This window comes from Pseudarthrobacter sp. LT1, assembly GCF_035621795.1.
In the GTDB taxonomy this organism is placed as follows: Bacteria; Actinomycetota; Actinomycetes; order Actinomycetales; family Micrococcaceae; genus Arthrobacter.
The window spans coordinates 3,565,204-3,578,586 of the sequence record NZ_CP141830.1; the positions used below are offsets into that span (position 1 = coordinate 3,565,204).

The following is a 13,383-nucleotide window of genomic DNA, read 5'->3' on the forward strand; positions in this document are numbered from 1 at the left end:
GCCCTCCCAGGTGTCCAGCGGCGCGTCAGCAGTTACCGTCCAAGGTTACGGCACGCGTACCCGGCCGCGTAAAACCCGGCTGCTGCGCTAGCCATCCAGCGCCGCAGCGTTGCTGCCCTGCGGCACCACCACATGCACGGCATTGCGCTCGATGGTGAAGTCAGTGGGAGTGGCGGTGGCGATTTCGCCGTCGAGGTTAACCGGCAGGGGTGGCTGCGTCACCAAGCGGACGTGCCGGGTCGTCAGGTGGTACACGCCGTCGCGCTCCACAAAGCTGCCATCTTTAAGCAGCCGTGCGATCCGCACATGTTCCCGGAGCGGCGCCCCGGGAATGGCATACACGTCCAGGATGTGGTCGGCTATGCCTGCCGTCGGCGAAACCGCGTTGCCGCCCCCGCAATGCCTGCCGTTGCCGACGGCCACCTGCAGCACGTCCGGCAGCTCAAGCGTTCCGTGGTCCCCGTCAGGGAATTCGAGCCGGGCGCGGAACGGCTTGTGCCGGGAATAGGCGCGTACGGCCGCAACCCCGTAGGCCAATGGCCCCAGGTACCGCTTCAAGCGGGGGCTGAGGCTTTCCGTAACTCCAACCGCCAGTCCCACCGACGCAACGTTGAGGAACGGCCAGCCGTTCGCCCGCCCCAGGTCAATATCCACTACCTTCCCGTCGGCGAGCGCAGTGCACGCGGCGTCCAGGCTGCCCGGAATTTCCAGGGTGCGGGCAAGGTCGTTTGCCGTTCCCAGCGGAAGAATCCCGAGCACTGTTCCCGTCCCCGCCAGCTGGCCGGCGGCGAAGGACACCGTACCGTCCCCACCTCCCACCACCACCAGGTCGTGCCCGCCGGCAACCACCCGCTCGAGTGTCCCCGGCAGTTCACTGCCCTGCCGGACGTGATGCACAGAGGAAATGGGCAACCCGGCCTTTTGCAGCTTCTCCACCGCCAGGTCAGGTACCGCCGCCCGGCGCGCGCCGGCATTGATCACCACGGCAACGGAGTCCGCGTCTCGGGCAGCCTTCATGGGGACCATCCTAGGTTGATGGAGCTGGGAGGTCCCTGCATGCGCAGCCAGCCACGGGCAGAGGTGAGGCGTACGACGACGGCACGCGGCCGCCGTCGTACGCCCACCTCTTTGAGTGGCCCGCCGCTAGATATCCGCCAGGAGTGATGTGGGGTTTTCGATGGCGTCGGCCACGAAGCGGAGGAAGCCGCCGGCCGTTCCGCCGTCGCAGACCCGGTGGTCGAAGGTCAGGGTCAGTTCGGTGACCTTGCGGACGGCCAGCTCCCCATTGACCACCCACGGCTTGTCGATGATCCGGCCTACGCCGAGGATGCCCACTTCCGGGTGGTTGATGATCGCCGCTGAGCCGTCGACGCCGAACACGCCATAGTTGTTCAGCGTGAACGTTCCGCTGCCCAGCTCAGCCGGGGTCGCCTTGCCATCCCGGGCCACCTGGGTGAGCCGGCGGATCTCCGCATCCAGCTCCCTGGCGCTGAGCTTCTCGGCCCCGCGCACGGAAGGCACCACCAGGCCGCGGTCGGTCTGCGCCGCGAAACCCAGATTGATCCCGTCGAAGGCGACGATCTCCTGCGACCCGTCGTCGGCTGTCTCAATCCGGGTGTTCAGTTCCGGGAACTTCTTCAGCCCCGCCGTGACGAACCGGGCGATGAAAGCCAACAATCCGGGGACCTCCACACCGTTGGCTTTCAGTCCCTCGCGCAGCTCCATCAGGGCCGTGGCGTCCACGTCCACCCACACCGTTGCTTCCGGAATCTCGGACCGGCTGCGGGCCATGTTCGCGGCCACGGCCTTGCGCACGCCGCGGACCGGGGTGCGGGCGGAGACGGCAAGGCCCGTCCGCGCGTCGCGTCCCTGGGCTTCGACGGACTCAACGGGACGCTCCGGCGCTTCCACCGGCTCGGCAACCGGCGTGGCTTCCGGCTTGGCTTCCGGCGTTGCCGCGGGCGCAGTTGTCCGCAGGGCGGCCTCTACGTCACGGCGCATGATCAGCCCGCTGTCGCCGGAACCCGCAATGTCCCCGAGGTCCACGCCATGCTCCCGAGCCATCCGACGGACCAGCGGAGAGATCACGGCGCCAAGCTTTCCGGGCACCCGGGTGCGCAGGAGCGCGAGCTCGTCCTCCTTGGACAGGCTGACCGGCGTGGTCTCGGCAGGATCAGCCACGGCTACGGAAGACTTCCGGGAACGGGTGCGCCGGGCAACACCATGCCCACCGGGAGTGCCGTAACCGATCAAGACATTCCCGGACCCGGCCTTCTCCTCCTCACGGTAAGCCTCAGCTTCCGTCGACTCCGGCTTCGGCTCGACAAGCTCGGTCTCCGCCGGCTCCACCTCGGGCTGGGCCGGCGAAGGGGCGGGGGCGGCATCATCCGCGGCAACCACAGAGCCAAGGGGCGTCACCGAGATCAGCGGCTTCCCCACGTCCAGGGTCTCCCCCGGCTTCCCGTGCAGCTCGGCCACGATCCCGGCATATGGCGACGGCACCTCCACGGCGGACTTGGCGGTCTCCACCTCGGCGATGGGCTGGTCGACGGTGATCTCGTCACCCACAGAGACATGCCAGGCCACCAGTTCGGCTTCGGTGAGGCCTTCACCCAGGTCGGGCAGCAAGAATACGCGTGGTTCGCTCATGGTCAGTTCTCCCACTGAAGGTCGTCAACGGCGTCGAGGATGCGGTCCACGCCGGGCAGGTAGTACTTCTCGAGTTTGGGTGCCGGGTACGGGACGTCGAACCCGGTCACGCGGCGGATGGGGGCGGCCAGGTAGTGGAAGCAGCGTTCCTGGACGCGGGCCACGATCTCGGAGGATACGGACGCGAAGCCGTGTGCCTCGGCGATCACCACTGCCCGGCCAGTCTTCCGCACCGATTCACACACGGTTTCATCGTCGAACGGGACAATCGTCCGGACGTCGATCACCTCCAGGGAGCGGCCCTCCAGCGCAGCCGCTTCGGCGGCGGCGAGCGCGGTGGGCACGGACGGACCGTAGGCAATCAGCGTGGCGTCAGTGCCGGGACGCGCGACGGCGGCCCGCCCCTCCGAGCCAACGCCCGCCGTCGTGCCTTCCGTGTGTTGGCGGCGCAGCTCGCCCAAGTCCACCGAGTCCTTGGTCCAGTACATCTTCTTGGGCTCCATGAAGACCACGGGGTCATCGGAGTCGATGGCCTCGCGGAGCATCCGGTAGCCGTCCGCCACCGTGGCCGGGGTGTACACCTTCAGGCCGGCGGTGTGCGCGTAGTAGGCCTCGGAGGAATCGCAGTGGTGCTCCACTCCCCCGATGCCGCCGCCGTACGGGATGCGGATCACCATGGGCAGCTTGACCATGCCGCGGGTTCGGTTGTGCATCTTGGCCACGTGGCTGACGATCTGCTCGAAAGCCGGGTAGGCGAACGCGTCGAACTGCATCTCAATCACCGGGCGCATCCCATTGATGGCCATGCCCACGGCCATGCCCACGATCCCGGATTCGGCCAGCGGTGTGTCGAAGCAACGCTGCTCGCCGAACGTGGCGGTGAGGCCGTCGGTGATGCGGAAGACACCGCCCAGCATGCCCACGTCCTCACCGAACACCAGGACGGATGAGTCCGCGGACATGGCGTCGGCGAGCGCCGTGTTGAGCGCTTTGGCCATGGTGACCGGCTGCGGGCCGGCGGCCTCGGCGGACGCCGCTGCGGAGGCTGCGGCGCGGGCGGTGGCGGCGGAAACGTTGCCGTTGGCCTCGGATGAGGTGGTGATGGTGGGGCTCACTTGCCGGCCTCCTTCGAATCAGTGGATGCAGCGTCGCGGGCCAGCTCGTCGGCGAGCATGGCGGACTTTTCTTTCAGCTGCGGCGTGGGCTGGGTGAAGACGTGGCGGAAGAGTTCCTGCGGGTCCACCGGCACGTCCTCGCTGAGGCCTTCGCGCAGCTGCGCGGCAACAGCCTCGGCGTGCTCTCGGATCCGTGCCTCGCCGTCGTCATCCAACAGCCCGCGGCCCGTCAGGTACGTCCGCATCCGGTTGACCGGGTCCTTGGCCCGCCACTCCGCAACCTCAGCGCTTTCGCGGTAGCGGGTGTCGTCGTCGGCGTTGGTGTGGGCCTGCATGCGGTACGTGTTGGCTTCCACCAGCAGTGGGCCGGAGCCTTCGCGGGCCAGCTTCACGGCGCGGTCCAGGACGGCGAGGAGCGCCACGACGTCGTTGCCGTCCACGCGTTCGCCGGCCATGCCGTAGCCCACGGCCTTGTGCGCGAGCGACGGCGCCACGGACTGGTGTGCCAGCGGCACCGAGATGGCGTACTTGTTGTTCTGGACGAAAAAGATCACCGGCAGGTGGAAGACGGCGGCGAAGTTGAGGGCTTCGTGGAAGTCGCCTTCGCTGGTGGCGCCGTCACCGCACATGGCCAGCACCACGGTGTCTTCGCCGCGGAGCTTGGCCGCGTGCGCCACACCGACGGCGTGCAGCAGCTGCGTGGTCAGCGGGGTGCATTGGATGCCGACTTTGTACTCGAGGGGGTCGTAGCCGCCGTGCCAGTCGCCGCGGAAGATGGTCATCACCTGCACGGGGTCAACGCCGCGGGTCATCACGGCCACGGCGTCGCGGTAGGTGGGGAACATCCAGTCGCCGTCTGAGAGGCACAGGGCGGCGGCCACCTGGCAGGCTTCCTGGCCGTGGCTGGAGGGGTAGACGGCCATGCGGCCCTGCCGGACCAGGGCGGAGTTTTGGTCGTTGACGCGGCGGCCGACGACGAGTTGTTCGTAGGCTGCCAGCAGTTCCTTGTCGCCGGGCACGGGGTATTCGTGGCCGGGCTGGGTGCCCTGCTCGCCCGTGGGCTTGAGCCGGCCGTCCGGGTCCACCATCTGGATCTGGTGCCGGGCGGGGAGCATGTAGTCCTCCACCGTGATGCCGAACTTCTTCACAGCCTCCGTCAGCGCATTCTCTGCTGCTGCGGTGCTGGTGGTGTCCGGCGCGGTGTGGTCTGCGGAGATCGTCATTGGTCCGTCCTTCGGTAGCCACTATTCCCTCCCAGTATTGTCCTGAGGGAGGTTTCGTATCCAGCACCTGCGCGAATCGTGGAGAAGCTGCTCAAAACTGCCTATTATGGGAGACGGTTTGTAACTGTGACGTGGATTACCGACGGGAGTCGTGGACAAAATGCCGGGCAAGGATGCTGCCGCTGAGGTTCCGCTGGACGAGATTGACCGCCGCATCATTGCCGAGCTCACCCGCGACGGCCGGATGTCCGTCACGCAGGTAGCGGACAACGTACACATCTCGCGGGCGCATGCGTACTCGCGCATTGCCCGGCTGACGGGCGACGGGGTGCTGACGCGGTTCACGGCGCTGGTGGATCCCATTAAGGCGGGACTCAAGTCCTCCGCCTACGTGACGCTGAAACTTAAGCAGGACTCCTGGCGTGAGCTACGCGACCAGCTGGGGGCGATTCCGGAGGTGCACCACATCGCACTGGTAGGCGGCGATTTTGACGTGATCCTGCTGGTCCGGGCCGTGGACAACATCGACCTTCGCCGGGTCATCTTCGACCAGCTGCAGACCATGCCTGGAGTCCTGGATACGCAGACGTTCCTGGTGTTCGAGGACGTGGATACGCGGTAGGAACGGGGTCGCGGGGGCAGGACTCATTCCGGGTAATTGCTGTCTCATGTACTCAAGATTTCCTCAATGTGAGCGCTCCATAGCAGTGCCGGGGCAGCGGCCGAAAGCCGCTGGGGGCTACTACTTGGGTTGGCCCTTTTCGCCTTGGATTGTCGCGGAGCCCAGAGAAATTTTGGCGGCAGGGCGACGTCGGGAACGCGGGTAGTGGCAGCGCTTACCGAGTACCCGGCTTCTTGAGGTTTCAGAAACTCAAGTACCGGTACGTGTTGTTGCGCCTATTTCGCTCCGGCAAATATTGGGTCATCGATCCACCGGAAGGCACCTGGATGGAGCCACCAATGGGGGAACGGGTTCTCAATCACACATTCAAGGAGTCTCTCCATGCGCAAGATGACCAAGAAGAACAAGATCGCCGCTGTTGCCCTGTCTGCGACGCTGCTGGCAGCCGGCGGCGGTGCCGCATACGCCTACTGGAGCACCACGGGTTCGGGTGGCGGTTCAGCTGTCGCTTCGTCCGGCACCACGACGTCCACTATCAAGATCACTGCAGACTTTGCGGACGGTTTGACGCCTGGTGCCACCGAGGACATCACCTACACCGCAACCAACCCGAATTCCTCAAGCACCACGGTGACCTTGGACAAGGCCGTGGTCAGCGCTGACAACGGGTGTGACGCCAGCTGGATCACTGCCTCGGTGCCGACCAACACCACGACTATCGCCGCCGGAGCCACTGAGACGCTCGGTGCGGGCAAGCTGGTCTTTGCTGACACTGCCGGAAACCAGGATCTCTGCAAGGGCGCCAAGATCACCGTAGCGGTCACCAGCCACTAGGCAAACAGCGGGCCGGGGGCGGTGTGAATCCGCCCCCGGCTTGCCGTCATTTGCACCGAAGAAAGAGGGGGCACAGGGTGCACGAGCAGGACGGGCATGCGCGGCGTCGCAAGCGGATGGGTATCAAGGCAGCGCTGGCGGCGCTGGTGCTGCTGCTAGTGGGTGCCGGGTCGTTGATCGCGGCGGCAAATAATCCAAAGCCCGGCATTACGGTGCAGGTCTCCCCCGCTAGCCAGTCCGTCCAACAGGGCCAGCAGGCGTCCTACACGGTGATACTGACCTCCACCGGCGGATTCAGTGGCGCGGTGAACCTGGCCGCCGCGGGACTTCCGGCAGGGGCAAGCGGCGCCTTCACGCCGTCGTCCGTCACCCTCACCTCCGGCTCCACCGCAACGGCCACCCTGAACGCCACCACCGCCGCGACCACGCCGGCGGGCACCAGCTCAATCATCATCACCGCGGCAAGCGGCAAGGTCTCCGGCAGCGTGACGGCCAGCCTCACGGTGAACTACAAGATTTCCAGCTCGTTCTCGATGACTGCCCACCCGGACTCGGTCAGCATGCCGCCGGGCGCCACCGCCGTGTACACGCTGCAGCTCAGCCGCAGCAACTTCACCAGCCCCGTCACCTTCAGCGTCCTGGGCGGAATGCCGGCCGGTGCAACGGCGTCGTTCTCGCCCAACCCGGCCACCGGGAACTCCACCACTCTCCAGGTGGCCACCACCAGCGCATCCCCCACCGGGTCCTCCAGCCTGTACCTGGTGGGCACCGGCAAGGACTCCTCCGGGAAGGCGCAGTACACCTACGCAAATGTCCAGCTGGTCCTGGACTCCACGATCAAACAGTTCGGCATCTCCGGGAACGTCCCCGGAACCCTGTCCCCCGGCACGTCGGCCGGACTGAACCTGCAGATCAGCAACCCCATCAACAAGCCGCTGTCGCTGACCAACCTCTCGGTCGCCGTCGCGGGCGTCACCAGGAGCGCGGCCGCCGTGGCGGGCAACCTGCCCTGCACGCCGGCCGACTTCACCGTCACCCAGTACAGCGGGCCGTACCCGCTCGCCGTGCCGGCCACGGGCGGTTCGCTCCAGGGGCTCAACGTCGCCCAGACTGCCTGGCCGCGGGTGGGAATGCTGGATACATCCACCAACCAGGACGGCTGCAAAGGCGCCACCCTCCAGCTCAGCTACTCAGGATCAGGACAGGGGAACTGAGATGACCAACACCAGCAGAGGCCGGGGCCTCAAGGCAGCCGCCCTCGCCGGGCTCCTGGCCACCGCCGGCGCCGGAACCGCCTACGCCTACTGGACAGCGTCCGGAACAGGGGCAGGATCCGCAGCCGCCGCCACCATGCAAACCGTCACCGTGGACGCCCTCGTCGCCAGCGACAACCCGAAGACGGTTCTCTATCCTGGCGGCAGCGCCGACGTCGTCCTCCGACTGAGCAACCCGAACCCGTACTCGGTGCAGGTGTACAGCGTCACCGGCAACGGCCCCGCGGTGGCCGACGCGTCGCACCCCGGCTGCACCACCACCGGCGTCAGCTTTACCGGAACCGCCGCGCCGCTGTCTCCCGCCACGTACGTTCCCGCTAATTCGTCAGCACTCATCACCCTCCCCGGAGCGGCCACCATGGATACCACCTCGCTCGCAGCCTGCCAGGGCGCAACGTTCAGCGTTCCCGTGACGGCGGAGGTCCGGAAATGAGCCTCGCACTCCGCAACGCGTCCCTCTTCGTCGGCCGCCGCCCGTCCCGCAGGCTGGCCTGGATCATTACCGCGGTCCTGCTCCTGCTCGGCTCGGGCACCGCCGCCTACGCGTTCTGGGCGTCCACCACCAGCAGCAACAACGCGGCCGCAGTAGCCGACGCCCTGACGCCGGGCTCCAAGCCGGCCGTCAGCGCCAACGGTGCCGCACTCTCGGTCACCTGGGCCAACGGGACCACCGTCAACGGCCGTCCCGCCACCGGCTACACCGTTGCCCGCTACTCAGCAGCCACCGGTGGGACCGCCACCCCGGCCACCGGCGGCTGCGCGGGAACCGTCACCACCCTCACCTGCACGGAGCAAAACGTCCCGGGCGGCACCTGGTACTACACCGTCACCCCGGCCATCGCGCTCTGGACCGGCGCCGAGAGCCCGCGCAGCAACGGCATCAGCAGCGACGCCATCGCGCCCTCATCATCAGCCACCGTTTCGCCCACCCCGAACGCGGCTGGCTGGAACAACACCAGCCCGGTCAGCGTCACGGTCACGGCCGACGACGGCACGAACGGTTCGGGCGTCGCCTCCATTACCTACGCGGTCGACGGCGGCGCGCAGCAGACGGTCAGCGCGGCCGTCGCCACCATTCCGGTCACGGTAGACGGCACGCACACGGTGTCCTACTTCGCGACCGACAAGGTGGGCAACGCCGGGTCGGCGCAGAGCCAGACGGTAAAGATCGATACCCAGGCTCCCGCGGCTCCCGTCTTCGCCACCGTTCCCGCCTACGTAAGCCAGGCGACGGTTACCGGAGTGGCTGTCAGCGGCACCGCTGAAGCAGGGGCCAAGGTTAACCTCGTAGCCAGAGATGGCGCGGGGCATTCAGTGCCGGCGACGGCCACCGCCACGCTGGGCTCCTGGTCCGTCACAGTTGACCTGACCAGCCTGGACCAGGGCACCGTTGCCTACTCGGCAACCGCCACGGATGCCGCAGGCAACACAGGCACCGCCAACACGGCCACGAGCGCGAAGGACACCGTCGCCCCTTCCCCGGCGGCCGGCGTGAGCGTGCCCACCTACGTCTACACAGGCAACGTCTTATCCGTCCCCGTCACCGGCAGCGCCGAAGCCGGGTCTACGGTGACTGTAAGCGCCGCCGACACCGTCGGCACCACCCCTGTCACGGGCACCGCCACTGCTTCCGGAACGGGTGCCTGGTCGCTGAACCTGAACCTCGGAACCCTGGGCCAAGGAGCAATCACCTACACCATCAACGTCGCCGACCCTGCGGGCAACACCAGTAGCGCTGTCACTGCATCGGACACAAAGGACACCGTGCTGTCCCTAAAGCTCAGTCCCCTGCCGACGATCTTTTCGGGCAACGTAAAAAACTACCCGGTCAGCGGCACCACCGATTCCGGTTCCACCGTGAACCTAACGGTCACCGACTCGGCCACGGGCGTCCCGGCAACCGCATCGGGCTCCGCCTGGACCACGCCCGCATTGGACCTCTCCAGCCTCCGGGACACCTCAACAAGCAATCCAATCGTCACGGTGACGGTCACAGCCACTACGAGTGACGCTGCGGGCAACACCGCTTCTGTCAGCGCCACTGTCACCAAGGACACCACCGCGCCGTCCGTCACGGGCGTTGTCCTCGCCAACGGCGGGCCGAAACAGAATTCCGCGGACAAGGGCGACACCCTAACCATCACATACTCCGAGGCCCTGGACCCGGCGAAATTCTGCACCAGCACCAGCGGTGCCACCACCTTCAACGGCATCGTAACGCTGGCTGACAACAACCTGAACGACACCCTCAGCTTCTCAACGACCGAATGCACGGGACTCAGCATCGGCAACATCTCGCTGGGCGGCAACTACGTTTCGGGAACAGCCACATTTGGGCCCAACGCTAACGGATCCGGTGGGGCGTCCACTCTTACGTGGAACCCCACTGCGAAGACGTTCACCATCAAGCTCGGGAACTCTGCCAACGGCAGCACCCTGCAGAATGTGACCGCGGGGCAGCCCTCCTATGCGCCGTCGTCGAACCTCACTGACGTGGCGGGCAACACGGCCGTACCTGGACCGGGCAACTGGGTAAATTCAGGTTTCTGACGGTCCGGGCCGCAAGAGGAAGGCACCTATCCGTGGGCAGAACCGCCGCCCCAGTACTGGAAGCTGTCATAGCAGTGGCGGGAGCAAAATGCCGCCGATGGAGATTGGGGCAGGGCCATCCCGCAATACCTGCACTTTGGCTTGGATCGCAGGATCTGCTTCACGATTTTCAGCATGAAAGAACGGTAGGCGCCCGCTCCGCAGACGTGACCAGTAATTGATACTTCAATCCAGATTGCCGCCATACCTGCACGGCTCCTTCCGCGTCGGCGGCCTTGAGGAACTTGGGGCTACCTTGATGGATTCCTGAGCGGATCCAAGCCCATCCTTGAGGCAGTCCGGGCAAAGTGATGCCGAAGGGACGGAATGCAGCCTTGCTGCAACTGGGTGCTGGGGCCCAGTTCACCGCCCACCGTCGGCTAACGCCGATGGTCTCGGACGCCTGGCGGCACCACCAGTGGGGTCGCCAGGCACCAACTTCACGTGAACCACAGGCGAGGGGCCGGCGGCGGAGGCCAAGGATCAACGTCGATCCGAAAAAGCCGTCGGCCCCCACACAACACACCGGGCGCGATGCCAAACCATTGACTGGAGTGCATCCGGGCGCCGGGACGGCAGCCTAACCAGGCGCCGTCACTTGCGACAGATGCACCGAGTTTCAGCGGAAGCGGTCACCCTGCAGTCCACCCGATGACTGCAGGGTGAGCCCTTCAGGAACACGGCGCGCCCTGGGCTTTTCCCGCCGATGTCCCAAAATATAAGCTGCTGCCGGGGCACCATCATCCGTCCGGCAGCAACCAACGTACCCCGGTAGCGGAACCTCGCAGAAGGGTTGGCGGCACCCGATCGGCGCCGCCGGCTACCCAATTCCAAAGGCAAATTGCCAGCAGGGGCACGGCCGGTAAGCCCCCACACCTACCCCGCGCCGGAGGTGCCAGGGGTTCCCAGTCCCCGTAATCAGCATTGATTCCGGAGTTGGGTAGTCAACGGATGACGACGGCACGCCCCGGAGTGGGCGACGACGGCTCCTCACTTCCTGCGGCGCAGCACGATCACGATGTACAGGGCGACGGCGACGGCCACCAGTGCCCCTATGCTTACACCTGCGCTTTGACCATCGAGCACTTCACAACTCCTTTGCTGTTTCACGTCGCTGCCGGCAATTCAGGATAGGACGTTCCGCGCCTGCGGCCACTCCTTAACGCGCCGCGAGACCTCTTCAGGAAGCCTTAAGGACCTTTGCTCAAATCATTGGATATTTATTAATCGATTCAATGGTCCGTTCTTGATTTAGGGCCTTTATTGTCGTGTCCGGGCCGCTCCTTCCCGGAGCGGAACGCGTTCCGCGCACCCAAAAGCTTCCGGGTTTCCCCGCAGGGGACCACCCGGGTTTGACCGGGGCCGGCGGCGGTGTGTGCCCTCCTGAGACCGGGGCACATCCCCCCAGTCGCCGTCGGCCCCCCACTTGGCCACAATCACACCCCTTACGCTTCACGACGCTGCCGTCACCGCTGCCCTGGGCGCGGCTGACCAGCCGCGTGTTCCCAAGGCAACAGGTTTCGCAGCTCCCGCCTGCCGCCCGAAGGAAGACATGACGTCACTGAAACATCTGCTGCAAGACACCTATGCCCGCCAAATGTTCGTGTTCGTTGTTGTGGGCCTGGCCCTCTCCGCCATGGTGCCGTTCGGCAGCAGGTTCCTTACCGGCGACTCGCCTGTCCTTGTCCTGGCGGCAGCAGTGCTTCCCCTGCTGCTGGCCGTAGCGCTCATCGTCACTCCCCGCGTCTCCAAGGCAGACCAGCAGGCCGCAGGCGGTTCCCAGGAACGCCTGGGCGCAGCCTTGCTCCTGTACCTGTCACCGGTGCTCCTGCTGAACGCCGTCTACCCGCTGGTGAGTCCTGCCATGGCAGGCATCGACGTTGCAGGGGTACCGCTGACCTACGTGGTCCTGGCTTCGTCGGTCACGGTGCCGTGGCTGGCCCAGGCTGCATGCCTCCCCATCTACCGCGTGCTCGGTGACCTCATGGAGGAGCGCAACCTCGGGGACATCACCCGCCGGTTCTGCCAGTTCTGGCCGCTGATGTTCGTCCAGTCCCTGCCCCTGGTGGCGGTGTTCGCGGTGCCGCTGTGGCTTGCTACCGGCTGGTCCTGGGACGCCATGATGCACTACGTGGTCCTGTGCGTCCTGCACCTGCTGTTCGTGCAGTCGCTGGTTCTTGCCAACGTGGCCAACCGCCGCGGCCTGTGGGCTGCCGCCTGGTCCGGCTACGCCGCTGCACTGTTCCTCGCTCCTGCCGCCTGGTGGCTGCCGCCGCTGGTCGGAACCGCCACGCAGCTCGTTGCCATGCGCTCGGGCCTGCGCCACCTGAGCATCTCCAAGCACCTGGGCGCACGGGTGTTCGGTACTGACCTGGTCCGTGGCCTGCTCATGGGCGCGGTCCTCTGGGCTGACAAGTATGCGCTGTTCCTGGTGACCGGCGGCGCGTTCCAGGTGGTGGCTGTTTTCGCGGCCATGCTCCCGGCAGTCATCGCCTACAACTTCTACTTCGTCCACCTGGCGCCCGGCGTGGACCGCGCCCTCGGCAGGCTGCACCACGACATCGCCACCGCCCCGGTCAGCGTCCTGAAGGGCAGCTCCAGCCGGCTGGTCCGCGTCCTGGACCGCTCGGTGGTCCTCACCGGAGCCATCGCCGGGCTGCTGACCCTGTCGGTGTCGCTTGCAGTGTCCGGCCTGGACCCGGCCAACACCGTGCTCACGGTTGCCTCGGCCCTGGCCTCGTGGTCCTTCATGATGCTCACGCTCCTGAACTACGAGCTGGACTTCATCGGCGAGAAAGTCACGCCCCAGATCCTCGGGGCCGTGCATCTGGCCGTCTGCATTCTCGCCTTCGCAGGCGGAGCCCACCTGATCGGCACATCGATGCACTCGGCCAGCTACCTGATCCTGGGGGCCGCTGACTTTGTCCTCATCGCCGTCGGCTGGACGCTCTACAAGCGGCACTGGAGCCAGCCCGAATACACCCTCTTTTGGCGGCACGCCACCACGTGGTGACGCGGCTCCCGCCAGCACCGCACGTCCCTCAGTCAGTCCGAAACTCTTGAGCCTCCAGAACACC

Annotated in this window: 10 protein-coding genes; 6 read left to right on the top strand and 4 right to left on the bottom strand. The window is 66.3% G+C overall.

Annotated elements, in window-relative coordinates; all coding sequences use genetic code 11:
• Positions 1 to 87 precede the first annotated feature (87 nt).
• The 4 genes from VIK36_RS16765 to pdhA all read right to left on the bottom strand — a co-directional run bounded on the left by VIK36_RS16765 (position 88) and on the right by pdhA (position 4,987).
• A complete protein-coding gene (locus tag VIK36_RS16765) occupies positions 88 to 1,017 on the bottom strand; it encodes a lipid kinase (RefSeq protein ID WP_324642820.1) in 930 nt (309 codons plus the stop codon).
• A gap of 126 nt (positions 1,018 to 1,143) precedes the next feature.
• On the bottom strand, positions 1,144 to 2,649 hold the full coding sequence (locus VIK36_RS16770; protein ID WP_324642821.1) for a dihydrolipoamide acetyltransferase family protein: 1,506 nt from the start codon (positions 2,647 to 2,649) through the stop codon (positions 1,144 to 1,146).
• A 2-nt stretch (positions 2,650 to 2,651) separates the two neighbouring features.
• Positions 2,652 to 3,764: an alpha-ketoacid dehydrogenase subunit beta gene (locus tag VIK36_RS16775; RefSeq protein WP_324642822.1), complete on the bottom strand. Its 1,113-nt coding sequence runs from the start codon at positions 3,762 to 3,764 to the stop codon at positions 2,652 to 2,654.
• On the bottom strand, positions 3,761 to 4,987 hold the full coding sequence (gene pdhA, locus VIK36_RS16780) for a pyruvate dehydrogenase (acetyl-transferring) E1 component subunit alpha (RefSeq protein ID WP_324642823.1): 1,227 nt from the start codon (positions 4,985 to 4,987) through the stop codon (positions 3,761 to 3,763). Before pdhA ends, VIK36_RS16775 begins: the two co-directional genes overlap by 4 nt.
• A gap of 160 nt (positions 4,988 to 5,147) precedes the next feature.
• Between pdhA and VIK36_RS16785 the strand changes: the two genes are divergently transcribed.
• The 6 genes from VIK36_RS16785 to VIK36_RS16810 all read left to right on the top strand — a co-directional run bounded on the left by VIK36_RS16785 (position 5,148) and on the right by VIK36_RS16810 (position 13,319).
• Entirely contained in the window at positions 5,148 to 5,609 is a 462-nt protein-coding gene (locus VIK36_RS16785) for an Lrp/AsnC family transcriptional regulator (protein ID WP_255175637.1), read from the top strand.
• Positions 5,610 to 5,990: 381 nt separating this feature from the next.
• Positions 5,991 to 6,443, top strand: a complete 453-nt coding sequence (locus VIK36_RS16790; protein WP_324642824.1) for a hypothetical protein — start codon at positions 5,991 to 5,993, stop codon at positions 6,441 to 6,443.
• 77 nt (positions 6,444 to 6,520) lie between these two features.
• The gene (locus VIK36_RS16795) at positions 6,521 to 7,657 is read left to right on the top strand and encodes a hypothetical protein (RefSeq protein ID WP_324642825.1); all 1,137 of its coding nucleotides are present in this window, start codon (positions 6,521 to 6,523) and stop codon (positions 7,655 to 7,657) included.
• A 1-nt stretch (position 7,658) separates the two neighbouring features.
• The gene (locus VIK36_RS16800) at positions 7,659 to 8,150 is read left to right on the top strand and encodes a hypothetical protein (RefSeq protein WP_255173024.1); all 492 of its coding nucleotides are present in this window, start codon (positions 7,659 to 7,661) and stop codon (positions 8,148 to 8,150) included.
• Entirely contained in the window at positions 8,147 to 10,267 is a 2,121-nt protein-coding gene (locus VIK36_RS16805) for a beta strand repeat-containing protein (RefSeq protein ID WP_324642826.1), read from the top strand. Before VIK36_RS16800 ends, VIK36_RS16805 begins: the two co-directional genes overlap by 4 nt.
• 1,591 nt (positions 10,268 to 11,858) lie before the next feature.
• Positions 11,859 to 13,319, top strand: a complete 1,461-nt coding sequence (locus VIK36_RS16810) for a hypothetical protein (RefSeq protein WP_255173026.1) — start codon at positions 11,859 to 11,861, stop codon at positions 13,317 to 13,319.
• Positions 13,320 to 13,383 lie beyond the last annotated feature (64 nt).

Excerpts from the sequence above, each read along its gene's own strand:
- VIK36_RS16765 (WP_324642820.1), bottom strand. The coding sequence starts at position 1,017 with ATGAAGGCTGCCCGAGACGCGGACTCCGTTGCCGTGGTGATCAATGCC.
- VIK36_RS16770 (WP_324642821.1), bottom strand. The coding sequence starts at position 2,649 with ATGAGCGAACCACGCGTATTCTTGCTGCCCGACCTGGGTGAAGGCCTC.
- pdhA (WP_324642823.1), bottom strand. The coding sequence starts at position 4,987 with ATGACGATCTCCGCAGACCACACCGCGCCGGACACCACCAGCACCGCA.
- VIK36_RS16785 (WP_255175637.1), top strand. The coding sequence starts at position 5,148 with ATGCCGGGCAAGGATGCTGCCGCTGAGGTTCCGCTGGACGAGATTGAC.
- VIK36_RS16790 (WP_324642824.1), top strand. The coding sequence starts at position 5,991 with ATGCGCAAGATGACCAAGAAGAACAAGATCGCCGCTGTTGCCCTGTCT.
- VIK36_RS16800 (WP_255173024.1), top strand. The coding sequence starts at position 7,659 with ATGACCAACACCAGCAGAGGCCGGGGCCTCAAGGCAGCCGCCCTCGCC.
- VIK36_RS16805 (WP_324642826.1), top strand. The coding sequence starts at position 8,147 with ATGAGCCTCGCACTCCGCAACGCGTCCCTCTTCGTCGGCCGCCGCCCG.
- VIK36_RS16810 (WP_255173026.1), top strand. The coding sequence starts at position 11,859 with ATGACGTCACTGAAACATCTGCTGCAAGACACCTATGCCCGCCAAATG.